The organism is Methanobrevibacter sp. (assembly GCA_022775905.1).
Classification (GTDB): domain Archaea; phylum Methanobacteriota; class Methanobacteria; order Methanobacteriales; family Methanobacteriaceae; genus Methanocatella.
The window spans coordinates 32504-58712 of sequence record JALFJX010000036.1 but is presented as its reverse complement, the minus strand read 5'-3'; the positions used below and the strand labels follow the sequence as shown (position 1 = coordinate 58712).

General features: G+C 31.3%; 32 protein-coding genes, 1 tRNA gene and 1 pseudogene. 24 read left to right on the top strand and 10 right to left on the bottom strand.

Annotation, left to right across the window (positions count from 1 at the left end):
• Positions 1–119: 119 nt before the first annotated feature.
• The 5 genes and pseudogenes from MR875_09645 to MR875_09625 form a co-directional block, all read right to left on the bottom strand.
• Positions 120–524, bottom strand: coding sequence for a PH domain-containing protein (locus MR875_09645; protein ID MCI6995099.1), 405 nt, complete (start codon positions 522–524; stop codon positions 120–122).
• 25 nt (positions 525–549) lie between these two features.
• Complete coding sequence (locus tag MR875_09640) at positions 550–963, bottom strand: hypothetical protein (protein MCI6995098.1); 414 nt, start codon at positions 961–963, stop codon at positions 550–552.
• Positions 908–1240, bottom strand: a complete 333-nt coding sequence (locus MR875_09635) for a hypothetical protein (GenBank protein MCI6995097.1) — start codon at positions 1238–1240, stop codon at positions 908–910. The genes MR875_09640 and MR875_09635 overlap by 56 nt, the downstream gene beginning before the upstream one ends.
• Positions 1241–1473: 233 nt before the next feature.
• The gene (locus MR875_09630; protein MCI6995096.1) at positions 1474–1884 is read right to left on the bottom strand and encodes a sugar O-acetyltransferase; all 411 of its coding nucleotides are present in this window, start codon (positions 1882–1884) and stop codon (positions 1474–1476) included.
• 42 nt (positions 1885–1926) lie between these two features.
• A pseudogene (locus MR875_09625) lies at positions 1927–2028 on the bottom strand (sugar O-acetyltransferase).
• A 138-nt stretch (positions 2029–2166) separates the two neighbouring features.
• Here MR875_09625 and MR875_09620 point away from each other — a divergent pair.
• From MR875_09620 to MR875_09545, 16 genes are all read left to right on the top strand, one after another.
• Positions 2167–2601, top strand: a complete 435-nt coding sequence (locus MR875_09620) for a hypothetical protein (protein ID MCI6995095.1) — start codon at positions 2167–2169, stop codon at positions 2599–2601.
• Between the two features lie 123 nt (positions 2602–2724).
• Positions 2725–4044 (top strand): 3-phosphoshikimate 1-carboxyvinyltransferase, encoded by a 1320-nt coding sequence (aroA, locus tag MR875_09615; GenBank protein ID MCI6995094.1) that lies wholly within the window; start codon positions 2725–2727, stop codon positions 4042–4044.
• Complete coding sequence (gene nth, locus MR875_09610; protein MCI6995093.1) at positions 4041–4673, top strand: endonuclease III; 633 nt, start codon at positions 4041–4043, stop codon at positions 4671–4673. The genes aroA and nth overlap by 4 nt, the downstream gene beginning before the upstream one ends.
• Before the next feature lie 190 nt (positions 4674–4863).
• On the top strand, positions 4864–5811 hold the full coding sequence (gene cysK / locus MR875_09605; protein ID MCI6995092.1) for a cysteine synthase A: 948 nt from the start codon (positions 4864–4866) through the stop codon (positions 5809–5811).
• An 89-nt stretch (positions 5812–5900) separates the two neighbouring features.
• Positions 5901–6608 (top strand): serine O-acetyltransferase, encoded by a 708-nt coding sequence (cysE, locus tag MR875_09600; protein MCI6995091.1) that lies wholly within the window; start codon positions 5901–5903, stop codon positions 6606–6608.
• Positions 6609–6621: 13 nt separating this feature from the next.
• The gene (locus tag MR875_09595; GenBank protein ID MCI6995090.1) at positions 6622–6996 is read left to right on the top strand and encodes a transcriptional regulator; all 375 of its coding nucleotides are present in this window, start codon (positions 6622–6624) and stop codon (positions 6994–6996) included.
• Positions 6997–7068: 72 nt separating this feature from the next.
• Positions 7069–7140 (top strand) — tRNA-Cys (locus tag MR875_09590).
• Between the two features lie 32 nt (positions 7141–7172).
• Positions 7173–8522 (top strand): cysteine--tRNA ligase, encoded by a 1350-nt coding sequence (cysS, locus tag MR875_09585; GenBank protein ID MCI6995089.1) that lies wholly within the window; start codon positions 7173–7175, stop codon positions 8520–8522.
• A 542-nt stretch (positions 8523–9064) separates the two neighbouring features.
• A complete protein-coding gene (locus tag MR875_09580) occupies positions 9065–10360 on the top strand; it encodes an O-acetylhomoserine aminocarboxypropyltransferase/cysteine synthase (GenBank protein ID MCI6995088.1) in 1296 nt (431 codons plus the stop codon).
• Between the two features lie 98 nt (positions 10361–10458).
• Entirely contained in the window at positions 10459–11670 is a 1212-nt protein-coding gene (nifS, locus tag MR875_09575) for a cysteine desulfurase NifS (protein ID MCI6995087.1), read from the top strand.
• Between the two features lie 2 nt (positions 11671–11672).
• Positions 11673–12047 carry a Fe-S cluster assembly scaffold protein NifU gene (gene nifU, locus MR875_09570; protein ID MCI6995086.1) on the top strand — a complete coding sequence of 125 codons (375 nt, stop codon included), beginning with the start codon at positions 11673–11675 and terminating at the stop codon, positions 12045–12047.
• A gap of 64 nt (positions 12048–12111) precedes the next feature.
• A complete protein-coding gene (locus MR875_09565; protein ID MCI6995085.1) occupies positions 12112–12483 on the top strand; it encodes a desulfoferrodoxin in 372 nt (123 codons plus the stop codon).
• 115 nt (positions 12484–12598) lie between these two features.
• Positions 12599–13117 carry a hypothetical protein gene (locus MR875_09560; GenBank protein ID MCI6995084.1) on the top strand — a complete coding sequence of 173 codons (519 nt, stop codon included), beginning with the start codon at positions 12599–12601 and terminating at the stop codon, positions 13115–13117.
• A 15-nt stretch (positions 13118–13132) separates the two neighbouring features.
• Positions 13133–15394 (top strand): DHH family phosphoesterase, encoded by a 2262-nt coding sequence (locus tag MR875_09555; protein MCI6995083.1) that lies wholly within the window; start codon positions 13133–13135, stop codon positions 15392–15394.
• Positions 15395–15402: 8 nt separating this feature from the next.
• Positions 15403–16290 (top strand): zinc ribbon domain-containing protein, encoded by an 888-nt coding sequence (locus MR875_09550; protein MCI6995082.1) that lies wholly within the window; start codon positions 15403–15405, stop codon positions 16288–16290.
• Between the two features lie 8 nt (positions 16291–16298).
• The gene (locus tag MR875_09545) at positions 16299–17276 is read left to right on the top strand and encodes a zinc ribbon domain-containing protein (protein ID MCI6995081.1); all 978 of its coding nucleotides are present in this window, start codon (positions 16299–16301) and stop codon (positions 17274–17276) included.
• Here the strand turns inward: MR875_09545 and MR875_09540 are convergent.
• Entirely contained in the window at positions 17273–17569 is a 297-nt protein-coding gene (locus tag MR875_09540; GenBank protein ID MCI6995080.1) for a transcriptional regulator, read from the bottom strand. The genes MR875_09545 and MR875_09540 overlap by 4 nt on opposite strands.
• Positions 17570–17708: 139 nt before the next feature.
• Between MR875_09540 and MR875_09535 the strand changes: the two genes are divergently transcribed.
• From MR875_09535 to rrp42, 8 genes are all read left to right on the top strand, one after another.
• Positions 17709–18320, top strand: a complete 612-nt coding sequence (locus MR875_09535; GenBank protein MCI6995079.1) for a zinc ribbon domain-containing protein — start codon at positions 17709–17711, stop codon at positions 18318–18320.
• A 70-nt stretch (positions 18321–18390) separates the two neighbouring features.
• Complete coding sequence (locus tag MR875_09530; GenBank protein MCI6995078.1) at positions 18391–19101, top strand: ribonuclease P; 711 nt, start codon at positions 18391–18393, stop codon at positions 19099–19101.
• Positions 19091–19447 (top strand): ribonuclease P, encoded by a 357-nt coding sequence (locus MR875_09525; protein ID MCI6995077.1) that lies wholly within the window; start codon positions 19091–19093, stop codon positions 19445–19447. Before MR875_09530 ends, MR875_09525 begins: the two co-directional genes overlap by 11 nt.
• 214 nt (positions 19448–19661) lie before the next feature.
• Positions 19662–20453, top strand: a complete 792-nt coding sequence (psmA, locus tag MR875_09520; protein MCI6995076.1) for an archaeal proteasome endopeptidase complex subunit alpha — start codon at positions 19662–19664, stop codon at positions 20451–20453.
• A gap of 36 nt (positions 20454–20489) precedes the next feature.
• A complete protein-coding gene (locus MR875_09515; GenBank protein ID MCI6995075.1) occupies positions 20490–21191 on the top strand; it encodes a ribosome assembly factor SBDS in 702 nt (233 codons plus the stop codon).
• Positions 21192–21211: 20 nt separating this feature from the next.
• Positions 21212–22138: an exosome complex RNA-binding protein Rrp4 gene (gene rrp4, locus MR875_09510; protein ID MCI6995074.1), complete on the top strand. Its 927-nt coding sequence runs from the start codon at positions 21212–21214 to the stop codon at positions 22136–22138.
• Positions 22139–22158: 20 nt separating this feature from the next.
• Complete coding sequence (gene rrp41, locus MR875_09505; GenBank protein MCI6995073.1) at positions 22159–22857, top strand: exosome complex exonuclease Rrp41; 699 nt, start codon at positions 22159–22161, stop codon at positions 22855–22857.
• 12 nt (positions 22858–22869) lie between these two features.
• Positions 22870–23655 (top strand): exosome complex protein Rrp42, encoded by a 786-nt coding sequence (gene rrp42 / locus MR875_09500; GenBank protein MCI6995072.1) that lies wholly within the window; start codon positions 22870–22872, stop codon positions 23653–23655.
• Here the strand turns inward: rrp42 and MR875_09495 are convergent.
• The 4 genes from MR875_09495 to MR875_09480 are packed head-to-tail and all read right to left on the bottom strand — an operon-like array spanning position 23652 to position 26204.
• The gene (locus MR875_09495) at positions 23652–24281 is read right to left on the bottom strand and encodes a molybdenum cofactor guanylyltransferase (GenBank protein ID MCI6995071.1); all 630 of its coding nucleotides are present in this window, start codon (positions 24279–24281) and stop codon (positions 23652–23654) included. The two genes, rrp42 and MR875_09495, sit on opposite strands and share 4 nt — an antisense overlap.
• An 18-nt stretch (positions 24282–24299) precedes the next feature.
• Positions 24300–25058, bottom strand: a complete 759-nt coding sequence (locus tag MR875_09490; GenBank protein MCI6995070.1) for a hypothetical protein — start codon at positions 25056–25058, stop codon at positions 24300–24302.
• A 33-nt stretch (positions 25059–25091) separates the two neighbouring features.
• Entirely contained in the window at positions 25092–25655 is a 564-nt protein-coding gene (gene cbiT / locus MR875_09485; protein ID MCI6995069.1) for a precorrin-6Y C5,15-methyltransferase (decarboxylating) subunit CbiT, read from the bottom strand.
• The gene (locus MR875_09480; GenBank protein MCI6995068.1) at positions 25656–26204 is read right to left on the bottom strand and encodes a UbiX family flavin prenyltransferase; all 549 of its coding nucleotides are present in this window, start codon (positions 26202–26204) and stop codon (positions 25656–25658) included.
• Between the last annotated feature and the right edge of the window lie 5 nt (positions 26205–26209).

Sequence of the window (26209 nt, the reverse complement as noted above, 5' to 3'; positions counted from 1 at the left end):
CCTAATATAATTCTATCTCTACATGTTGTAGTGATATGAGAAAAAAAGTATATGATTTATAATTTGGTTCTTATTATATATAATAATTTAAAAAAATAGAATATAAGCTAAATAATAGCTTATAATAAATAGTGTTCTTTTACTAAATGTACAATTTGTTTTGCTTCTTCTGCTTGTGCTTTTGGAACTTTGAATGATATTGGTACATTCATTGATCCGCCTTCAACCAAAATTATTGGGTTGTTGCTTACACCAATTTTAATATCAACATCTAAATCAAATGATCCTGCGCTTTCAAAAGAAATGGTTTTAATTGTTTTTTTAGGGAAGAATTTTACTTCTACCTTTTTACCACTTAATCCTTGTACATCTATAGTATAAATTCCATAATTAGTTAAGATAACTGAATCTCTTATAAAATGGAAAGATTGAATAATTTCTTCGCCTGGAGCGAGGTATTCGTCTACGATTGCGGTGTCTCCACCAACTTCTGCATGACCTACTACTTTATCGAATAATCCCATAGTATCACCTATAATATATTTTTAATTATATTGTATTAATATTTACTGCATTTGGTTTAATTTCACCTTTGGATTTGTCAAGCCTATTTTCAATGTAAAAACTAACACTTGTGTATTCTTTAAATTCGGAGTTGTTACCTCTAAAGTCAAATTTTCTAAAGAAATATGAGTTTCCATCATCTCCATCAATGAATCCCACTTTTCCATTAAGCAATATGTTGCTGATTATTCCAGTTTTGAGTTCCTGGTCTTTATATTTCAGACTATTCCAGAAGTTTTTAAGGTCTTTTTTGATTTTCCAGTATTCAGTATTTGCGGTATCAAGTCCTGCTTCTTCAATTTCTTCAGTTAGTCGGTCTTCAATAGACCATTCTTTATTGAGTCTAATACTGTATTCTAAATAATTGGAGTGCTTTTTTTGATAGTTCATAGCAAGCATCAATATCATCAAGTTTTAAAAGAGCTTTAGTGATTTGACTATAGAATTTTTCTTTATTTGAAGAGTATTTCCTTCCATTGAAGTCGCTGGCCTTAGTGTTTAAGTAATCTGGATTGATTTTTTCACTCCACATTATAACCTCTTCAAAGTCATTGTTCTTGTTTAATGATTCAAGCACTTTCAAAACCGCTAAGGTATATGGACATGGATATTTACTGTTTTGAGTTTGATTTTCCTGTTGTTTGACTTCAGTAATCAAATCTGCAGCATCAAGCATCTCCTCATTGTATTCATTATTTTTAATGTATTTGTTGTATAAAATCCAACTAAAAGTAGTTTTATCAAACTGATTGAAACTTTCAGGTGTTTTTTGCCAAAATTCCCTGTAAATGTCTTCAGCTTCATCAATTTTTTTTGAATCTTTGAGCCAATTTCAATTTTTCTTTAGTAACCGTATCCATAATTAACACGACTTAAATAGTATATATTTTGTTATTAACTTAATACTATTTATATGTCGTTTTCAAGTTCTTTTATAACTCTTGCAGGAACACCGACTGCTAATGAATCATCTGGTATGTCTCTTGTTACAACGGCTCCCGCACCGATTACAACATTGTTTCCTATTCTGACTCCTGGAAGAATTGTTACATTAGCTCCAATCCATACATCATCACCAATATGGATTTCACTGGCTTGTGCCAAGTGCTGGCGTCTACCTTTCGGAGTTAAAGGATGACCAACAGTTGTTATTGTTGTATTAGGTCCAATCATTACATTGTCTCCAATGTAAACTTCTTTTACATCTAAAATGGTTAAATTAAAGTTTCCTGTAAAATTGTCTCCAATGAAAATGTTTTTTCCATTATCGCAGTTAAATGTTTTTGCAATCCAAACATTATCACCTACGGATCCTAACATTTCACATAAAAAGTCATATTGTGCCTGTTTATCCTCATCACTGATTGAATTGTAGATTCTGCAGTTTTTAATTGCATTTTGCTTTAGACTATCTACTTCTTCATCATCATAACAGTATTCAAGGCCAGCTTTTAATTTTTCAATTTCTTCATAGATAATTATTTATTGAGTTTAGTTAAAAAATATGGTGATATTATTAATTAAATGATTTTTTATCTTCTTGTTCTTTGTTTCTTTTTAACTACCTCAAACTTAAATATTTTATAAAAATAATATATTATTATGACTTTTAGGAATAATGGTGCAAATATAAAACAGTTTCAATTGATTAAATTTGTAAATGAAAATTGTGATGATGATCATGTAATCTCAAAAATTTCAATTGTACTACGTAGAGATAAAATAGAAGCCCCTTATTATATGACTGCAAATATAAGATTGTCTTCTTGTATTGATAATGAAGATGGTGGGATTATTCATGCAATGGATGTATTAAATCATAATAGAATGTATAATTTAACTGAAAATGCATATAATGAAATTAAATTATTAATTGATGATGCATCTCATAATACTCTTGAATCTAATCAAGTAAAAATCTTTCATGATGATAAAAAGTTAAAAATAGTTTTAATGTCTAAAAATGATGAGGAGTATCAATGTCTTTTTAATAACTATCATGAACTTTTTGATAAAATAGATAATCTTGTTGATTAGAAAATATTATTTCAATTAAAATAATAGTATTTTCCAAAAATTTAATTAAGTATCTTGTTTAAATCTTATATTAGAAAAGTTATGGGATATTAGTATGTTTAATATCTTTTTTTGGTCGATAAAATGATTCTTAAGGTAAAAAATATTTCAAATATTGGTGGTGAGGTTAAGGCACCTCCATCTAAAAGTTATTCTCACAGAGCAGTTATTCTTGCTAGTTTAGCTAAAGGAACATCTAAACTTTATGATATGTTGTATTCTGAGGATACTTTGGCATCTATTAGAGTATGTAAAGCATTAGGTGCACAAATAAATGAAAAAGATGATTATTTGGAAGTCGTAGGAACCAATGGTAAGCTCCATAATTCCAATGATGGTCCAATTGATCTTGCAAATTCAGGAACTACACTTAGATTGATGACATCTGTAGCAGCATTAAGTGATAATGAGGTTATTTTAACTGGTGATGAATCTCTTCAGACAAGACCAATGGGTCTTTTGATGGATGCTTTAAAACCCTTAGGAGTCGAAACAGAATCATTGAATGATAATGAAAAAGCACCAATATTGATTAAGCCAGGATATATGGGTGGTGAAACTAATATTATGGGTAATGTTAGTTCACAGTTCATTTCATCAATTTTAATCTCTGCACCATTGTCTAAATGTGGTGTTACTTTATATGTATTGCCTGAATTCAAATCAAAACCCTATGTCTATATGACATGGGATATTATGAGAAAATTTGGCGCCAAATCAATTAAAGCTTATTACTTAAAACATGATGATTGTACTCAGGATGTTCAAAGCTGCAGAATTGATGAGTTCAAAATCCCTAAACAGGAATATATTGCTTTTGATTATACTGTTGAAGGAGATTATTCATCTGCATCATATTTGCTTGCATTAATTGCTATTAACGGCGGTAGTGCTAGAATAAAAAACTTGTTTAGAACTTCAAAGCAGGGAGATAAGTTTATTTTAGACATTCTTCAGGATATGGGTGCAACTATTATTCGTGGTGAGGATTATGTTGAAATCACTTCTGATGGTAATCTAAAAGCAATTGATGTTGACCTTTCAAATGCTCCTGATTTATTGATTACTGTTGCCGTACTTGCTGCAATGGCTGAAGGAACAACTAATATTACTGGTGTTGCTCATGCAAGAGTAAAAGAAACTGATAGGATTGATACTACCTGTCGTGAACTTGAAAAGCTTGGATGTAAATTGGTTGAGCATGAAGATGGTATGAGTATTACAGGTGGTGTAACTTCTGGTGTAGTGGATTCACACGGAGATCACAGACTTGCAATGGCATTTTCACTTATTGGTCTTAAACATGATATTCAAATTACAAATGGAGCCGTATTTGACGTGTCATTCCCTAATTTCATTGAAACAATGGCAGAACTTGGATTTGAACTGGAGTTGGTTGAATGAGTAAAGAAGAAAGAGTAATCAAATTGGTTGAATATTTGGATGATACTTTTGAAATAAGGACTTTCCAGGACCATGACCCATATCGGGTATTGGTCAGAACCATTTTATCCCAAAGGACACGTGATGAAAATACTGATCAAGCAACCAACAATTTATTTTCAAAATATAAAGACATTTATGAAGTTGCAGAAGCTCCAATTGATGATGTAAAGGAATTAATAAGGCCTGCTGGTTTTTATAATGTAAAAGCTGCAAGAATTCAGGAAGTTTCACAGATTTTGATTGATCAATATGGTGGTGAAGTTCCAAATACTGTTGAAGAAATGCTAAAACTTCCAGGGGTGGGCAGAAAAACTGCAAATTGTGTAATGGTTTTTGCTTTTGAGCTTCCAGCAATTCCGGTAGATACTCATGTTCACAGAATTTCCAACAGGTTAGGTTTGGTTGATACTAAAGATCCTGAAGAAACTGAAGTTGAGCTTACAAAAATAGCTCCTAAGGATTTATGGATTAAATTAAATGATTTGATGGTTCAGTTTGGTCAAAATATTTGTAAACCGATGTCTCCTCAGTGTGAAATTTGTCCTTGCACTGATATTTGTGATTATTTTGAGGAAAATATATTATGATTGTTAAATTTTTATTACATTTTTCTTGATTTTTACAATTATTTTTAGTCACGCCAAAATTTTTCCAAAACATTTATATAATAAAACATTGTTATATAACAATAGTTATTATAACTATAGTTATATGACTTTTAAGATAACCCTTTTAATATACCATTTAAAACAAATAATTTATTAGGAGAATAAGAATATGGTAAATGTCCCAGAATTAAAAAGAGGAGTACTTGACAGTGTAGTTGATGCAATCGGAAACACCCCAATCATAAGATTGAACAACTTGACAAAAGATTTAGATGCAGAAGTCGATGTAAAAATGGAAGCATTCAACCCAACTGGTAGTGTAAAAGACCGTGTTGCTGTTGCAATGATTGAAGATGCGGAAGAAAAAGGATTACTCAAAGAAGGATCAACAATTATTGAACCAACTAGTGGAAATACTGGTATTGGAATTGGTTTTGCTGCAGCTGCAAAAGGTTACAAAGTAATCTTGACTATGCCTGATACTATGTCTATTGAAAGAAGAAAACTTTTAGCTATCTATGGTGCTGAAATTGTATTAACTCCAGGTTCTGAAGGAATGGGTGGGGCTATTGCAAAAGCTAAAGAATTAAATGAAGCTGATCCAAACTCAATCATTTTAGGTCAATTTGACAATGAAGCTAATGTTAAAATTCATTACGAAACTTCAGGTCAGGAAATTTTAAGAGACACTGATGGAAATGTCGATATTGTTGTTGCTGGAGTAGGTACTGGTGGAACTGTTACTGGTATTGGAAAAGCATTAAAAGAAGTAATTCCTGATGTTAAAATCGTTGCAGTAGAACCTGAAGAATCACAAACATTGGCTAAAGGTGTAAAAGGACCACACAAAATCCAAGGTATTGGTGCTGGATTTGTTCCATCTATTTATGACTCTGATGTCATTGATGAAATTTTCCCAGTTCCTAGTGAAGAAGCAGGAAAAACTTTAGTTGCACTTGCTAAAGAAGAAGGTATCTTTGCAGGTATTTCTTCTGGTGCTGCTACTTGGGCTGCTTTACAATTAGCTAAAAGGGAAGAAAACAAAGGTAAAAGAATAATTGCTATCTTACCGGATAATGGTGAAAGATATCTCTCTGTTGAATGGTTATTTGAATAAGACAACATTTATATACTATATGTTATATAATTTATATCATATGTTATATTTTTTTATATGATATATTAGATTATGTTGAGGTTTATTGAATGTTTGATAATTTGAAGGATGAAATTAAAGCTATTAAGGAAAAAGATCCTGCTGCTAGGTCAACATTAGAAATTTTCTTGTGTTATCCTGGCTTCTATGGATTATTGATGCATAGAATCAGTCATTGGCTTTGGACTCATTCTTTCAAACTTCTTGCTCGTATGAATTCCAATTTGGCCAGATTTATTACAGGTATTGAAATTCACCCCGGTGCAACATTCGGTAAACGTGTATTTATAGATCATGGTATGGGTGTTGTTGTTGGGGAAACTGCAATTATTGGTGATGATGTATTAATTTATCAAGGTGTAATTCTTGGAGGAACTAGTACTGAAAAAACTAAAAGACATCCTACAATCGAAAAAGGAGTTATTATAGGGGCTGGTGCTAAAGTAATGGGTAATATCACTGTTGGTGAATATTCCAAGATTGGTACTGGTGCAGTTGTCTTGAAAGATGTTCCTTCAGAATCAACTTGTGTTGGTGTTCCTGGACGTATTGTAAAACATAAAGGTGTACCTCATAAGAAAGTTGATTTGGATCACAACAAACTTCCTGACCCTGTTGCAGATGCAATTAAGACTATTAATAAGCATCTTCAAGAAAATGATAAGCACATTCAACTTTTATTTGATAAAAATGAAATTTGTTCGGCTGATGATATTAGAGATGAACAGGAAGCTCTCGAAGATTTATTTAAGAGATAGGAGGAATTAAATAATGAAACCGCCTTGTGAAATTGTAGTTTGGTATGTAATACCAGCTATTAGGTCAGAATTAGCAAAAGAACTTTTAAACTTGGGTATGAGACAAAAAGATGTTTCAGAACTTATGGATATTACCCAACCGGCTGTATCACAATATATTACTGACAAAAGAGGTAGTGGAATCAAGCTTGAAGACAGTGTAAGAAAAATGATTCAAGATTTTGCACGTCAATTATCTGAAGGTGAAGCTACTAAAGCTGATTTAATTTCAAGAACATGTCAAATATGTCATCATGTTAAAGTGGAAGATGTATTGGAACAGCTTAATATTGATAAATCTCACTTGGGTGAAGATTGTCAAGCCTGTTTAGGTTCTGAAGTAAATTAAGAAAATCTAGGAAAAATAGTAAAGTATTTATACCGTCAATTACTAATACTTTATTATCCTATTAATTTTAATGGCAAGTTTACCGAGTGGCTTAGGTGTGTGGCTGCAGACCATAATACGGGGGTTCAAATCCCTCACTTGCCTTTTTTAAATACTATTTTTTGAGGTTATTTTTTATGGACGTCTATTCAACATTAACCCGTAGTAAAGAGAATTTTGTAACTATTAATAAAAATAGAGTTAACTTATTTGTATGTGGTCCAACTGTTTATGATGATGCACATATTGGACATGGAAGGACATACATCTCTTTTGATACAATAAAAAGATATTTAGAGTACAGTGGTTATGCTGTATTTTATATTCAAAACATTACTGATATTGATGATAAAATCATTAACAGATCAAAAGAAAGTGGAATTCCTGCAAGCGAGTTAGCTCGTAAGTTTGAAAAAAGATACATTGAAGACATGCATAAGTTAAATGTCAAAGGCGTTAACTTATTTGCAAGAGCAACTGATCATGTTGATGAAATATTGGATCAAATTCAAAGATTAATTGATAAAGGATTTGCTTATGAAACTGAAGATGGGGTTTACTTTGAAATTGATAAATTCCATGAATTTGGAAAGCTTTCCAACAGAAATGTCGAAGAATTAGAATCACACAGGGATATTGCAGAAACCACTAAAAAGAATCCACAAGATTTTGCACTTTGGAAAAAACGTATTGGCGTAGTTGATGAACCGACCTGGCCATCTCCATGGGGAGAAGGAAGACCGGGATGGCATATTGAAGATACTGCAATTACTGAATACTACTTTGGACCACAGTATGATGCTCACGGTGGAGGTTTAGATTTAATTTTCCCACACCACGAAGCTGAGATTACTCAAATGGAAGCGGTTTCAGGTAAAGCTCCAATGGTAAAATTCTGGTTACACACTGGATTCTTGAATGTAAATGGAGAAAAAATGTCAAAATCATTAAACAACTTCATTACTATTCGTGAATTACTCAAAGATTATGAACCAGATACCTTCAGATTCTTTGTACTTTCAACTCATTACAGAAGTCCAATTGACTTTTCTAAGGATTCACTTCATCAATCTGAAAGAAGTTTGGATAGAATTAGAAAATATTATGAACTTTTAGATGTTGAAGTTGATGAAGGCAAATATGAATGTGATGCTTTAACTTCCCACAAAGAAGAATTCTTTAATAGTATGGATGATGACTTCAATACTCCAAAAGCTATTGCAGCTATATTTGGTTTAATTAATGATACTAAAAATGATTTATCTGATTATTCTGATGGAGATAAGAAAGCTATTAAAGCATTTTTAGATGATGCATCTCATATTTTTGGTGTTAGCTTTGAGGTTGAAGAAGTTAATGCAGGATCTGATGACTTGCTTAATTTAATTTCAGAAGTTAGGTCTGAATTAAGAGCTAATAAACAATATGATTTATCAGATAAAATTAGAGATGACCTTCAAGCATTAGGTTATGATATTAACGATTAAGAGAATTAATTTCTCTTACTTTTTTATATTTTTTTCAATTTTAGGTTTAATATATTGATTTGATTATTTTTAGTATAAAATTTATGTATTATATTTGATTATTTTTCAATTCTTTCTTTAAAAGTTTATTTTTATTCAATATAACCTATGGTATTGTTGTTGTATTTTTTAATTTTTAGAGAGTAATCTTTATATACTAATAATATCTTAATTTATATTATATAACAATAGTTATATTATTTCTAAATTTAAAAATTTAGGTTAACAAAAACTTTATATATTGGTGAATAACTGTGTTATATATAAAGATATGTTTCATGATTATTTTTTGACATTTTAAAATTTAGGTATGCCAAAAACTTTATATATTAATGAATAACATATGTTATATTATAACATGAGTTATAGTTATTTTTTTGGTATCTTAAAATTTAGGTATGCCAAAAACTTTATATATAAAAAATAACTATTGTTATATAGTGAATATAACGTGCGAAATATTTACAAAATTATTAAAATTAAATTAATTAAGGTGATTATTAATGACTAATAAAGATTATGGTTTAGCAACATTAGGTGTACGTGCAGGTCAACAACCAGATCCTGCTACTGGAGCTCAAGCAGTTCCTATTTATCAGACTACTTCATACGTATTTAAAGATGCAGGTGAAGCTGCTAGGAGATTCGCCCTTCAAGAGTTTGGTCAAATTTATTCCAGACTTACCAATCCTACCAGTGATGTATTTGAAGCAAGAATTGCAGCTATCGAAGGCGGTAATTCAGGTATTTCAACTGCAAGTGGTCTTGCAGCAATTTCATATGCAATTTTAAATGTAACCAGCCCTGGAGACAACATTGTTTCTGCGGATAACCTTTACGGTGGAACTTACCAATTATTCAATTACACATTCAAAGATTTAGCACGTGAAGTTAAATTCGTAAACTCTCAAGATTTACAAGCTTTCGAAGATGCTATTGATGAAAAAACCAAAGCAATCTATGTTGAATCCATAGGTAACCCAAAATTAGATGTACCTGACTTTGAAGCATTAGCAGAAATCGCACACTCTCATGACATTCCATTAATCGTGGACAACACTGTTGGTGTAGGTTTAGTAAGACCATTATTACACGGAGCTGATGTAATTGCAGCATCTGCAACCAAATATGTCGGTGGTCACGGAACTGCTGTTGGAGGATACATTGTAGACTCAGGTAAATTCAACTGGGGTAATGGTAAATTTGATAACTTCACAAAACCAGATCCAAGTTACCATGGATTAGTATTTTGGGATGCATTCGGAGATGTTCCAGAACTTGGAAACCTCGCTTTCACTGTAAGAATCAGAGCAAGATTATTAAGAGATTTAGGAGCAACCCAAGCACCTGTACACAGTTTCATATTCTTACAAGGACTTGAAAGCTTAGATGTACGTGTAAAAAGACATTCTGAAAATGCTCTTAAAGTAGCTAAATTCTTAGAATCACATCCTAAAGTTAATTGGGTAAACTATCCGGGATTAGAATCACACCCTACCTATGAAACTAACAAAAAATACTTAAAAGATCACTTTGCAGGTATCTTGGGATTTGGTGTTGAAGGTGGAGAAGAAGCAGGTAAAAAAGTTATTGAGAACTTAGAATTATTCTCAATCCTTGCAAACATTGGTGATGCAAAAAGTCTCGCAATTCACCCTGCAAGTACTACTCACCAACAATTAACTCCAGAAGAACAAGCAGCTACTGGAGTAACACCTGATTTCATCAGACTCTCTATTGGATTAGAAGATGCTGATGATTTAATCGCAGATTTAACTCAAGCTTTAGATAAAATATAAGTTTGGTTACTATTAACTCACATCAAGTTTATATAACTTGATGTATATTATATTTTAACATAAAATTTTTTAATATTGATACAATTGGGAGATAATGTATGTATTTAGATAACTCAGCTACTACACAAGTTAGCCAAGAAGTTTTTGAAGAAATGAAACCATATTTTGTTGATGTGTATGGAAATCCATCTACTCTTTACAAAATTGGTCGTGAATCCAAAAAAGCATTAGATTTAGCTCGTCAAAGAGTTGCTGATGCAATTAATGCAAAACCTGAAGAAATTTATTTCACCAGTGGTGGATCAGAGTCAGATAATTTAGCAATTAAAGGTATTGCTTTCAAATTAGCAAAAAAAGGTAAACATATAATCACAACTGAAATCGAACACCCTGCTGTTAAAAGAACTACTCAATTCTTAGAATCTTTAGATTTTAAAGTAACTTACTTACCAGTTTATGAAAATGGTATTATCAAAATTGAAGATTTGAAAGAAGCAATTACTGATGAAACAATTTTAATTAGTATTATGCACGGTAACAATGAACTTGGAACTATCCAACCAATTGAAGAAATTGGTAAAATCGCACGTGAAAAAGGAATTAAATTCCACACTGATGCGGTTCAAACTTTTGGTAAGATTGAAGTGGATGTTGAGAAATTAAATGTTGATTTACTTGCTTTATCTTCCCACAAAATTAATGGTCCAAAAGGTGTTGGAGCATTATATATTAGAAAAGGTACTCGTGTAGAACCTTTAATCCATGGTGGAGGTCAAGAAAAAGGAATCCGTTCAGGTACTGAAAATGTTCCTGGAATCGTCGGATTCGGAAAAGCATGCGAACTTGCAGCAACACAACTTGATGAACACTATGAAAAATTAATCTCAATCAGAAATGAAATTTCTGAAAAAATATTAAATACAATTCCTGAAGCTTACTTAAATGGTGATGCAGAAAAAAGATTACCTAACTTACTTAATTTCAGATTCAAAGCTATCGAAGGTGAATCTTTAATTTTATTACTTGATGCAAAAGGTTATCAAGCTTCAACTGGATCAGCATGTTCTTCTAATACATTAGAAGCATCCCCAGTTTTAACCGCATTAGGATTAGATCCTGTAGATGTTCATGGATCCCTTAGAATATCACTCGCTCCTGAAAGTGATAATTTTGATGTTGATGAATTTGTTAATACTGTTGCAGAAGCAGTTGCAAGATTAAGAGAAATGTCCCCACTTTGGAATCAAGAAATTGATTACGATGGTGTAATGTGTAAAAAAGGAAATAAAGATAGTTGTAAAAGGTGTTAAGTATGGATTATTCAGAAAAAGTAATGGATCATTTTGCAAATCCAAGAAACTGTAGGAAAATGGAAGATGCAAACGGAGTTGGAACAGTTGGAAACCCAACCTGTGGAGATTTAATGACAATTTATATCAAAGTTGAAGATAATGTTATTCAAGACATTTCATTCCAAACCTTCGGATGTGGTGCAGCAATTGCAACCAGTAGTATGATTACTGAAATTGCAGTTGGAAAAACTTTAGAAGAAGCATTAAAAATCTCAAGAAATGATGTTGCAGAAGAATTAGATGGTCTTCCACCAGTTAAAATGCACTGTTCAAACCTTGCTGCTGATGGTCTTCAAGCTGCTATTGCAAATTATTATGAAAACAATCCGCAATAAGCATAGTTATTTATATTATAATATAAAATATATTAAATAATCTATTTATTGGAGATGTTTATATATGGCAAATTTTGTAAAATGTGACAAATGCGGAAGTATCTTAGGAATGTTTGTTAAAGGTGAAGGAGAAGTTTGCAGCCCAGATATTCTCAAAATCCCTGTACAAACTGAAGGAGAAAAATCTCCTAAACACAAACCTGTAGTAGAAATTGATGGTGACAACTTAACTGTAAAAGTTGGAGAAGCTGCTCATCCTATGGATGATGATCATTACATCCAATTTGTCGCTGTTGAAGCAGGTTCAGAATTATATGCAAAATGCTTTAAACCTGGTGAAGCTGCAGAAGCAACTTTCACTGTTGGTGCAGACAAAGCTGCTGATGCAGTAGCATACGCATTCTGTAATTTACACGGACTTTGGTCCAGTGAATAAGTTTAAAAATAATTTTTAAACTTTCTTTTTTTATTTTTTTATAATAGTTTATTTTTTTTAAAAACTATGCTTTTTATGAAAAATTTTAATAATATCTTTTCATATATTTAATATCGTGTCTAGTTATAGTAAATTAATAATTTTTATTTCAGTTTTACTATTCATTTCTGCAGCTATTTTTTATATTGATAGTTCAATGGATAGTATCAATAAATCCATGCCAGATATCAGTGATGCTATTGTCAATGGAGATAATGATTATAATGAAGCTGTACTGTTAGTTAATGGTAAAAGCTTTAATGATGCAATGGATAAGGCTAATTCTGCAGGAGATAACTATAATAATAGTTTAAATAAACTAAAAAATATTCAAAATAAATTCTCTTCAGATATAAATGATATTCAGGAAGATTATATTGATATTGTTATTCGAGAATTGGAATTAAAAATAGATGCTGTTAATAATTTAAAAGAAGCTATTGATTGCTTTAAAGTTTATTCAAATTATACTGGTACAAATTATGCTTCACAAGCTAATGATTTGATGTATGAAGCTACACAATATCAAAATGAAAGTAATGCAATAGTTAATAATAATTCAGACTTATTCAAACAACAAAATTTTGTTATATAACAAGGGGTTTTTATAATGAAGACAAAATGTCCAAAATGTAAAGGAAGAGGTTCAGTAGTAGTGGACTATAAAGAATGTGATGCCTGTGGTGGAACAGGTTATGAAGATGATGCTTTTAATGTGGGTAAACACTTTAAAGGAGTAAACAGCAATGCAAAAGCAAAATTTGACTTAGGTGGCGATGAAGACGTCCCATGTGAAGTATGTAATGGAAAAGGTCAAGTGGAAGTTTTCGAAGAATGTCCTCATTGTCATGGAACAGGTCAAATTAATGTGTGCAGAGACTGTGGTAAGTCAATTAGCGATCAGCATGATTTATGTGCTAGCTGTGAAGAAAAAAGAAAATTGGAAAAAGCTAAGCATGATAAATTTGAAGCTCGCAGAAGTGCAACCCGTGATGTTTATGTCTTAGATTCATTATGCCAAATGAGGGATATGGATAAAGACAAGTTATATAAAGGAAGGATTACCAGAGTCGAAAAATATGGTGCCTTTGTAACTTTAAATAATAATGTTTGGGGATTAATGAGAGGAGACAACTTTGGATATAATGTTGGTGATGATGTAATTGTATATGTCACAGCAATCAAATCAAGAGAAAGAAAAATAGATTTGGCTCCTGCTCATGTGGAATCTTATAACCTTAAAAAATTAACTAAAACATTCCCTAGAACTTTGATTGGTGATCTTGAAGTTAGAAAAGGTAGAATGGTTAGAATTGATGGTGAAGTTCAACAAATTCAACAAACTTCTGGTCCTACAATTTTCATAGTCAGTGATGAGACTGCAACTATTGAAATTGCTGCTTTTGATAAGGCTGGTGAAAGATCATATCCTGAAATTGAACTTGGTGATGCAGTACAGGTTGTAGGTGAAGTCAACGAACATGGTGGTAAAAAACAAATTGAGTCATCTTCAATGGTAAAACTTAATGAAGAAAACACTGCCAAGTTACATAAATTAATTGATGATGCATTAAACAAGAAAGCCGAACCACAACATGTTGATTTCTTAGTCGAAAGTGATATTTTAAACAGACTTAAACCGAAGATGAGAGAAGCAGCACAAAAAATTAGAAGAGCTATTCTTGATGGTAGAACAATTTTACTCAGACATCATAATGATGCAGATGGTATATGTTCTGGTGTTGCAATGGAAAAAGCTATTATTCCATTAATCGAAAAATTAAATCCAAGCAATGATGCTCAATATTACTATTTCAAAAGGTCTCCAAGTAAGGCTCCTTTCTATGAGCTTGAAGATGTAGTTAAAGATTTGTCCTTTGCATTGGAAGACCAAGAAAGACATGGTCAGAAATTGCCTTTAATTGTTCTTTTAGATAACGGATCAACAGAAGAGGATATTGTTGCATTGATGCAAGCTAAAATTTATGATATTGAAGTTGTTGTAATAGACCACCACTCTCCAGGTGAATTGCTCACTAAAGATGAAAGAGATGGTGAAATTTATGGAGCTACTGTTGCAGTTGATGAATATGTTGACTGTCATGTAAATCCATATCTAGTTGGTGGAGATTCACAATTAACTGCAGGTGCCCTTGCAACAGAAGTTGCACATTTAATTAATCCGAATGTAACTGAAACAATTAAACATTTACCTGCTATTGCAGCATTAGGAGATAAGGCAGAATGTGGTGAAGTTGTCCAGTACTTGGAACTTGCAAGTCAAAAAGGATTTGAAAAGGAACATTTGGCTAAAATCGCTGAATGTGTCGACTTTGAAGCATACTTCTTAAGATTCATGAACGGTAGAGGAATAATGGACACTATTTTGGCTGTTGACAATATTGATAAGCATGAAAAAATGATTAATGCATTGTATAAAGAATATCAAAAAAGAGTTGATACTCAACTTAAAGCAGCACTTCCAAATATCAAAAGAACCCAACTTGAAAATGGAATCTACTTTAACCTTATTGATGTTGAAAAATATGCACATAAATTTACATTCCCTGCTCCAGGTAAAACATGTGGTTTTGTCCATGATAGTGTAAAACAGGAGTTAGGTGAAGACAAACCTATTGTGACTTTAGGCCACGGTCCTGATTTCGGAGTATTCAGAGCTACTGATGCAGTCAACGAACAGTATGGTTTCAATGTAAATGAAATTGTATCCAAAATGATAGAGTTAGTGCCTCAAGCAGGTATTGATGGTGGAGGTCACGAATGCGCTGGATCCATCAAATACATTGAAGGATTAGGCGAAGAAGTATTATCTAAAGTAGTTAAGGAAATTCAATCATTGTCTAAAAACTAAGATATAACATGACTTTAGAAAATTACTGTAAAAAATGCGGTCATAGGATTCTTCCAAATGATCCGTATTGTCCGGAATGCGGATGTAAAACATTTAACACAGAAAAAGAAGAATCTCATGTTTTTACACCCCCAATACATAATATTGGGTTTTTTAATTTTTCCATTGATTTTTCACCATATATTTTAAGCAAACGTGATGATTTTAAATATGAAATTTGCCACTGCGGATACATAAATGATGTAAGCAACGAATTTTGTTATATGTGTGGAACAAAAAGAGCACAAGGCAAATTAGCTAAAATTTTAAAGAACAAATCCAAACCAAAATTCAATTTGGAGAATGTTCTATGCGACTGCGGTGCAATCAATTCCAAGGAAAATATATTCTGTGAAATGTGTGGAAAGCAGTTGAACAAAAATATTGTATATGAAAATAGCAATTACAGTAATTTTAATTTGGAATTTAATGATTCTATTTTTTGTTTTTGTGGTGAAGAAAATGAAAGCAATGCTCAATTTTGCAGAAATTGTGGTTTACCTTTGAAAAATTATGGTAATCTACCCGATATGGCAGTATTGTGTGTCTGTTCTACTTTAAATGATATTAATGATTCTTTTTGTATTGAATGTGGAGCAAACATAAAAAAGGAAAATTCACAAATTGTTTGTGTTTGCGGGCATAAAAATCCCATTTCCGCTAAATTTTGCCAAGATTGCCAAAGACCATTGAACCCAAAGAGATTAATCATTTCAAAAATTATTTGCTCTTGTGGTGAGGTAAATGATTGGGATACTGAATTTTGTCCAAATTGTGGTAAAAATATCAAAAAGATGTTTTTAATGAAAAATTCTCTTAGAAACACAGTAAAAAGCCTTAAAAATAGATTTAGGTAGTGATTATTTTGAAAAATTGTGATGTTTGTGGAACCTTGAATTTTAAAGAAAATAATTACTGCACTCATTGTGGTAATAAATTTATTTTGGAACATGTTTGTCCTTATTGTGGTTCAGTTAATGAAAATTATACAGTTTATTGCGTTAATTGCAACAGGCAGATAAATCCAATTGAAATTGATGATTTTGACGTGTTATTCACTGAATATAATGAAAATTTACTATTAAATGCTCAAATAACTGATGAAGAGTATAATGAATTATTAAGAGATATATTTTTAAGAGCGGATTTCACTGAAATTCATGGTAGTACTATTAAAGATAAAATTTTAAATCTGGCAAGCATATTTGCTCCTTGTAAAACTAAAGCAAGAGGCTATGAAAGAGGATTCATATTTTTAGGTAATTATATTTTCTATGATGATAGGTTGGATGAATCTGTTCAGATTGCAACAATAATTCATGAATTAGCTCATTATCTTTTGTTTTCAATTATTGAAGAATTGCTGTGCTGTATACTTAATGTTAAAACATCTTCAACATTACAAAGCTTCATCTGGTATTTTTTAACACTTCCCGAATTCAAAATCATGAATGAATACTGTGCACATACTGTTGAAGGTAGATTTATCCCATATGGGTATCAGAATTATGGATCTTTTAAGCTATTAATTGAAAATACTCCTTTTGATGACGATTCAATAAGAACTATGGAAAAATTTGGTAATTCATTTGCAAACGAATTAATAGTATATCTCGAAAAGTACATTGATGATGATTTAAGACAGGAAATAAAATTACAATATAAGTTGGATTTGAAAAATCCAAATTATGATTCAATTGTAAATGAAACGGTTGATTGTTTCCCGTTGAATATTAAAAATAGTTTGTTAATAAAAATTTTGCATGATGTTTTAAAAGAATCTTCAAATCCTGAAGTTATTGAAGAGTTAAAAAATATTAAAGAGGGGATTGATTTTAATTAATCTTTATTTTCCTTATCCTCTTTCACTTTAATACTTTCTAAAACATCTTTTCCAGTATCGGTCAATCTGTATAATCTTCCCTTACGGGCTTCCTCGTTTATACATTCGACGATTTCTTTACTTTTTAATTCACTCAGAACCTTTGAAATATGATTAGTCCTAATTCCACTATCTTTCGCAATGTTGGTTGGTATTTTAACGTCATTACCAATGGATTTTAATGTTTTTTCTCTATACTTAGAAATTTGAACGTATGAAGTTAATTTCAAAAGTTCATCATTTTCATTTCCCATGTTGAATATTATGTGATTCGTACTATAAAATGTTTTATAACATATTACACACTAATTAAATTATTATACATATTCCAATCAATTTATTAGTGTATAATATTAAAATATTATATTAAATTATCTTTAGTGTATGATTTATATGAAATGTAAAGAATGTGGGTTTGAAAATAGAAAAGGTGCTAAATTTTGTACAAGTTGCGGTAGTTCACTTGAAGAAGTACCTCCTAAATCTGGAGGTAACTCTAAAGGTATAATAATTGCTTTAATTGTTATTATTGTGCTATTAGTTTGTGCTATTGGATTTTTTGCATTAAATAATAATTCTAATAGTCAAAGTAATGATGTTCCGCAGCAAAGCAATGAATCTCAGGAAATTGGGTCTGCAAGTAGTCAGGTTTCAAGTAGCGATGATGATGCTAAAACTCAAGAGGTATCTTCCCAAACAACTGAATCTAAGTCATGGGAGTCCATAGGTAGTTATTCGGGGTCTGGGTCTGGATCTAAAACAATTACTGTTCCTGAGGGTAAAATTAAAGTAAAACTTTCTGCATATCCTATTAAGAATTATGCAACCAATCATTTAACAGTTTCCGGTTCTAATGGTGAGTCTGGTGGTGTGGATTGGGGTTCAAAAAGTGCTGTTGAAACTAGATCTGATTCATTCACTTATACTTCCGATACCTCCGAGACATTTACTATTGATTATTATGAAACTGTAAGTTGGGAAGTTGAATTCTTAAGATATCAATAAAAAGTGATTTAATTTCACTTTTTTCTTTTTTTTAATAAATTATTTAATTGATAAAAATATAAATTATAATATGTTTTTTGATTTAAATATTAAGGGAAGCAGCCTGGAAAACAATATTAAATTGGCTAATGAAGCTTCTTTTTATGGTTGGAATCATATTAATTTTTCATATAATACAAATGACTTTTTAAATGCTGTTGATTTTAAGAATGATTTGGAAAATTCATTGGATGGAATTATCGAATTTAATTATACATTGGAAATAAAATCATCAAACATTAATGATATTCAGAAGTCTGTTAACAAATTCAGGAAGAAAGCTTCCTGCATTTCTGTTGTTGGTGGTGATTTAAAAGTCAACAGGTCAACATTGGAAAATATAAAAGTGGATGTTTTATCAAGACCCTATCTTAGGAGATATGATAGTGGTTTAAATCATGTACTTGCAAAAGAAGCTGTAAAAAACAATGTAGCTATTGAATTATGTTTTAAGGATGTTTTGAAAAGTTATTTGTCACATAGATCAAAAGTTATTTCTAATTTTAAAGATATCTATACTTTATATAGGAAATTTGATTTTCCTTTGGTGTTGTCTTCAAGAGCGGAATCGGTATTTGATATCAGAACCACTCATGATTTTGTTGCTTTTTTCAAGCAGACTGGTTTGACAGATGCAGAAATTAATAAGTCTTTTGAAACTTCATCTAATATCCTAGAATATAATAAAAATAGGGAAGATCTAATTTTAAAAGGTGTTAGGAGGGTTAGAGATGAAGCTTAAAGTATTGCCACCTACACTAAGAAAAAATAATAGGTATCTTACAGTTGATGTTAAAATCAATTCAAAGATTACAAAAGATGAATTGGTTACAATTATTTGGGATGCATGTGTTCGTTTTCAAGGAGAACTTAATACATCTAATTTTAATTTATGGGTTATGAGGTTCTTTGAAATTGAAAAATGTGATGGTTATTATAGATATAAATCAATTATAAGATGTCAAAGAGATTATGTTGATGAGGTAAGGTCATCTTTTGCTCTTACTAATAAATATAATGGGAATAGGATTGCCATTACAACTATTGGATTATCTGGCACTATCAAAGGGTCTGAAAAATACATTTAGTTACTTTTTGTTATTTTAAAATAGAAAACTATATAAATAATTTATTAATATAAATATCAATTGGATTTATGGAAAAAAGAATAAAAATATTTTAATTTTCTACAAAGTGGGAATTTAAAATGAAAATTTGCCTTTTCATGGAGATTTGGTTTTATTTTTTTATGTAGTTGAACTTAAAATTTATAAAATATTTATTAAAATGTGAGGTATTAAAATGCAACCTTTACAAAATGCCGGATATGATAGAGCAATTACTGTATTTAGCCCAGATGGAAGACTTTTCCAAGTAGAATATGCAAGAGAAGCTGTTAAAAGAGGAACTACATCTATTGGTGTAAAAAGTTCTGAAGGTATTGTTTTAGCTGTTGATAAAAGGACTACTTCTAAATTAGTTGAAGCATCATCCATTGAAAAAATATTCAAAATTGATGAACACATTGGTGCAGCTACATCAGGACTTGTTGCTGATGCAAGAGCTTTAATTGAAAGAGCAAGAGTTGAAGCACAAATAAATAAAATAACTTATAGTGAACCTATTCGTGTAACTAGCTTATCTAAAAAATTATGTGATATGTTACAATTATACACTCAAAACGGTGGAGTAAGACCTTTCGGTTCTGCTTTAATCATTGGTGGTGTATATGATGGTAAATGCAAATTATTCGAAACTGACCCAAGTGGAGCATTAATTGAATATAAAGCTACTGCTATTGGTTCAGGAAGATCTGCAGCTATGGAAATCTTTGAAGAAAAATACGAAGATGACTTAACATTAGAGGGTGCTATTGAATTGGCATTAACTGCTATCAATGAAGCAACTGATCATGATACTACTTCAAATAATGTTGAAATAGCTGTTATTAAAGTCGATGATGAAAAATACGTTAAACTTTCTCAAGATGAAGTACAAAAATACATTGATGAAATTCTTGTTGAAGAAGAGGAAGAAGAAGACGTAGAAGATGAAGTAGAAGAATCTGATGATTCTGATGAAGAGGAAGAATAATTCCTCTTTAATTAATATTAGTTAGGGGATACTTTAATGGTAAATGTTGATGAAGCTATTATCGCTAAATATGAATACTGTGGTGAACACTTTGAGATATTAGTTGACCCTGATTTAGCAGCTGATTTTAGAAATCCTGATGGCCCTGATGTTGCCATTGAAGACCTTTTAGCTGTTGAAGAAATTTTTAAAGACTCTAAAAAAGGAGATAAGGCTTCTGATGAAGCTATGAATAAAATATTTGAAACTACTGATCCTATCGAAGTTTCTAAAATTATACTTGAAAAAGGGACCGTACAATTAACTGCTGACCAAAAAAGGAAAATGCAAGAAGATAAGAGAAAATTGGTTATTAATAAGATAGCTAAAGAAGCAGTTAATCCTCAAAATGGTTTACCTCATCCTGTTCAAAGAATTGAAAATGCATGTGATGAGGCCAGAGTTAAATTTGATCCTTTCACTTCTGTTGACCAGCAAGTACAAACAGCACTAAAAGCAATCAAACCACTCATTCCAATTAGATTTGAAAGAGTTAAAGTCGCTGTTAGATTACCTGGAGCATCTGCTGGAAGTGCTTATTCTGTTATTCATGGTTTTGGTGAAATTATTAATGAAGAATGGCAGCAAGATGGTTCATGGATTGGTATTATTGATATGCCTGGTGGTCTTCAGGATAAGTTTTCTGCAAAAATGGCTGAGATTTCAGGTGGAGAAGCAGAAACCAGAACTATTAAATAATTTATGTTTATGGGATTATTATGATATATGTGGAAAATAAAGATTTAGTTATTCCTGGTCAGGTATTAGCTGACGATGAATACTATTCTGGAAGAGGTACCTTTAAAGAGAATGGTAAAGTTTGTTCTTCTTTAATGGGACTTGTTTCTTTGAGGAATAAAAAACTTAGAGTTATTCCTCTTAAAAGTAAATATGTTCCTAAAAAAGGAGATGTTGTAATAGGTAAGATTAGTGATGTTAGATTCTCAATGTGGAATGTTGACATTAACTCCCCTTATTCTGGAATTTTACCTGCTTTTGAAGTGTTTGGTCGTGAAAAAAAAGAACTCAATAAAGTTTATGATATTGGGGATGTTCTATTTTTAAGAGTTGTCGATGTTGATGAAATCAAAAAGGCAAAACTCGGTTTAAAAGGAAGGGGAATGGGTAAATTCAAAGGAGGAATTATCGTAGATATTGCTCCAACTAAAGTTCCTAGATTAATTGGTAAAAAAGGTTCTATGATCAACATGATTAAAGATAAAACCAATTGTAAAATTGTTGTTGGTCAAAACGGTCTTGTCTGGGTAAAAGGAGATAAAGACATGGAGCAACTTACCAAAAATATAATTCATTTAATTGAAGCTGAAGCTCATACTTCTGGTTTGACTAATAAAATTAAAAACAAATTATATTTAGCTATTGATGGGGAATTACCTCCTGAAGAAGTTGAAGAAGTTGAAGAGGAACAAGAATTTGTTTTAGAAAAACCTAAACTTCAAAATTTTAAAGAAGAATTAGAACAGGAAGAACGTGCAGAACGCGAAGCAGAAGAAAAGAAAGAAAAAGGAGATAAACCTAATATTGCTGAGGTTATCGAAGAATTAAAAAGAAAAAATAAAAGTAAAAAAGAGGGATTGTCCTATGGGGATAACTCAAATAACTCTTTTATATTAAATAATAAATAATTCTTCAAAGAGAGGTTGATATAATGTCAGAATTTATTAGAAAGGACGGTAGGAAATATAATGAATTACGTCCTATTAAAATTGAAGCAGGTGTACTTGAACGTGCAGATGGTTCAGCTTACTTGGAATTTGGTGGAAATAAAATTTTAGTAGCTGTTTATGGTCCTAGAGAATCCTATATTAGAAGATTACTTAAACCGAATACTGGAGTAATCAGATGCAGATACAATATGGCTCCGTTCTCAGTAGATGATAGAAAAAGACCAGGACCTGATAGAAGATCATCTGAAATATCTAAAATTACAGTTGATGCATTGAGACCAGCTTTAATGTTAGAAAATTATCCTCGTTCAATGATTGATATTTATATAGAAGTAATAGAAGCAGAGGGTGGAACTCGTTGTGCTGGAATTACAGCAGCTTCTGTTGCTCTTGTTGATGCAGGAATCCCTATGAAAGATATTGTTGTAGGTTGTGCTGCTGGTAAAGTTGATGATCAAGTAGTGCTCGATTTATCTGAATATGAAGATAAAGAAGGTCAAGCTGATGTCCCAATTGCTATAATGCCAAGAACTGGGGAAATTACTTTATTACAAAGTGATGGTGACTTAACTGAAGAAGAATTCCAAACTGCTATTGAATTAGCTATGGAAGGTTGTCTTAAAGTAAGTGAACTTCAAAAAGAAGCTTTAATGAAAAAGTATTCTACAGAAGAATAGTGAGGGGATAATATGGATATAGTACCAGAAATTACAAGACAAAGTATTGCTGACCTTATCAAAAACGATAAAAGAGAAGATGGTAGGGATTTAACTGAATATAGGGATATTACTATTGAAACAAATGTTGTCTCTAAAGCTGAAGGTTCCGCTCGTGTTAGACTTGGTGGAACTCAAGTTATTGTTGGTATTAAACCACAACTTGGAACTCCATTCCCAGATACTCCGGATTTAGGAGTTTTAATGACTAATTGTGAAATGTTACCAATGGCGGATCCTAGTTTTGAACCAGGACCACCTAGTGAAGATTCTATTGAACTTGCACGTGTAGTTGACAGAGGTATTCGTGAAAGTCAATTAATCGATTTAGACAAATTATGTGTTGAAGAAGGAAAACACGTTTGGATGTTATTTGTGGACTTACACATTATTGATAACTGTGGAAATCTCTTTGATGCATGTGAATTAGCAGTTATGGCTGCTTTAAAATCTACTAAATTGCCTGTTGCAAGTATTGTTGATGATGAAGTAGTTCTTAGTGAAGATGAAACTTTCGAGTTACCTATTAACAATGAATTAGCATTATGTACTTTTGTAAAAATAGCTGATAAGATGGTAATCGACCCAACCTTGGATGAACAAAGAGTTGCTAGTGCTCGTTTGAATGTTGGTGTTACTAAAGATGGTCACATTTGCTCAATGCAAAAAGGTGGCGAAGAACCTTTAACTAAGGATGAAATTTTCTATTGTGTAAATACTGCAATAGGAAAAGTTAAAGAATTAGTAGAATATCTTTAAATGTCCTCTGGACGATTAAGATTTCTAAATTCTTTTTTTTCTATTTTTTTATTATCAATTAAAACAAATTTTGTATCTATTTTTTCTATTAATCCCTTGATATGCAATATATCTTCATTTAATAATTCTTCAATTTCGTAAATGATGTCTTTTTTATATATTGAATGAAGAGGTTCTGATGTTTTTAATTTGTTGTCTTCATCATGATAAGGGACAATAGCTTGATAATCAGGATCTATCTGTGAAAAAATAGTTTTGATATAATTTTCTGAAACATATGGACTATCGCAGGGTAAGATTAAAGCATATTCACTTTTAATCTCTCCAAGTCCAGTCATAATTCCAGGCATAGGTCCTTTATTTTTAATTTTGTCTTCTAAAAATGTGATGGTGTAATCATAGTCTTCAGGATTGATAAATTTGTTATATTTGTCAACCCTACTTTGGTCATTTAAAACAATTATTGCTTCATCAATATGGTTGTTTAAAGTAGAAAGTATGTGTTTTATCATAGGTTTGTCTTGAATAATCATAGAACCTTTGTCTTGACCCATTCTTCTACTTTGTCCTCCACATAAAATGATGCAAGATTTAATATTTTCATTATTTTCAATTGTATTACTCATATTAAATCTCTCCATTATTTATTCTACGTATACGCTTGCATCTTCGTCAAATGGATTGGTACGGATTACTAATGCAATCATGTATGGGTGATGTTTATTGAGGTATCTTAAATAGTAAACCCATTCACGAACCAAAATAGTATAAACTCTATTCATGTCTCCATTCAAATGTCCGAAGTCCGCATCAGTCACTAAACTTAAATCTTTTCTATGTGCTAATTCTTCATCTAAGTGAAGAATTGCATTGGTTAAGCTAGTGAATTCTTCTTTATCTAGTAAATTAGGATTATTTAATAAGTTAATGATAAATTCTCTTTTATCAGCAAGTAAATTTCCTAATTCATTTAAGAATTCTTCTCTGTTTTCTGGTGCAACATCTGCTGAGAAATCAACAGGGGAAGTTTCAAGTTCTTCAAGTTTCTTTTCGTAGTCTTCATCGCTCCAACTTTTAATGGATTTTAAACTTGCAGTACTTGCTTTATATTTGTTAGCTGCACTTAATTGGCTGATTAAATCATTACCGATTTCAGAAAAGAAAGTACTCATAAGCATATCTAATTTTTCAAGTATAACTTCTTTTTCTTTTCTTTCAATGATTTCTTCAAGTATGAATGCTACAACAAGGATATCAACTGGGATAAAACCTAAGTGTGTCCACACATATGAAATAATATGTTCTCCATCTCCGAGTACGAGGTAATTTGATCCATAAATAATGATTATTAAAATAACCATTAAGATGGAAAATTTAATTTTCCATTTTTTATGTTCGTCCATTTTATAATCTCCTATAATTTTAATAATGATTTTTTATCTTTTTTTAGCAGTAATAATGGCTATTGGGTTTTCACTAATCATTAAAACTCCACGATCAAGGACTCTACCATTGGAAACGTTGACTTCCATTATTTTTGGATTATATCCTAAATCTTTGAGTTTATTGATTGCTTCAACTTTTGTGTCAACTAAAATAGCTGTAATTATTATTCTGCCTTTTGAATTTAAGTTTTCATGAACGATATCTAAGATATTTTCAAGTTGTCTACCACTGCCCCCAACAATAGCAATATCAATATCTTTAATATCTTTTAAGGCTTTTGAGCCATCATCATTAATTAATGTGACATTGTCTCCAAGACTAAACTTTTTAAGATTTTTTGATGTCACTTCAATCGCTTCAGGGTTTGTATCAATGGATATTACCTCTTTTGCTCTTTGTGAGAATTCGCAGGTAATTCCGCCGGTTCCACATCCGCAGTCAACAACTTTGTCTTGGGAAGTTACTCCTGATTTATATAATATTATAGCTCTGATAGCTTCTTTTGTAGGTCCTGGTACATCACAGGATTTGATAAAATCCTTATCTTCTAACATCTATTCCCACCTTTTAAATAAGTTATTTTCAATTTTTAATGAGTCTAAAATTTTTCCAACAATAAAATTAATTTGGTCATCAATTGTTTGAGGATTTGAGTAAAATCCCGGCATTGCAGGTAAAATAGTAGCTCCTTCTTGTGATAATGTTAGCATATTCTGTATGTGAATGCTTCTAAGTGGAGTTTCACGAGGAACAATAATAGTTGGCCTTTTTTCTTTCAAACTAACATCTGCCACTCTAGTTATTGTATTTGCACCATATCCGTTAGCTATTGAGGATAATGTCTTCATTGTACATGGAACTATAACTAAACCATCGGTTTTAAATGATCCACTATTTATAGAAGCGGTTAAGTCATGGAAATCATAATAGTTGTCTGCTAGATTTATTACATCTTCTGAGGAGTAGTCTGTTTCTGATTCAATAACAACTTTAGCCAAGTCACTCATTACTAAGGCACTTTCAATATTTAATTCTTTTAAAGCTTCGAGGAGTTTTATTCCATATATTACTCCACTTGCTCCTGTAATTCCAACAATTATCATAATTT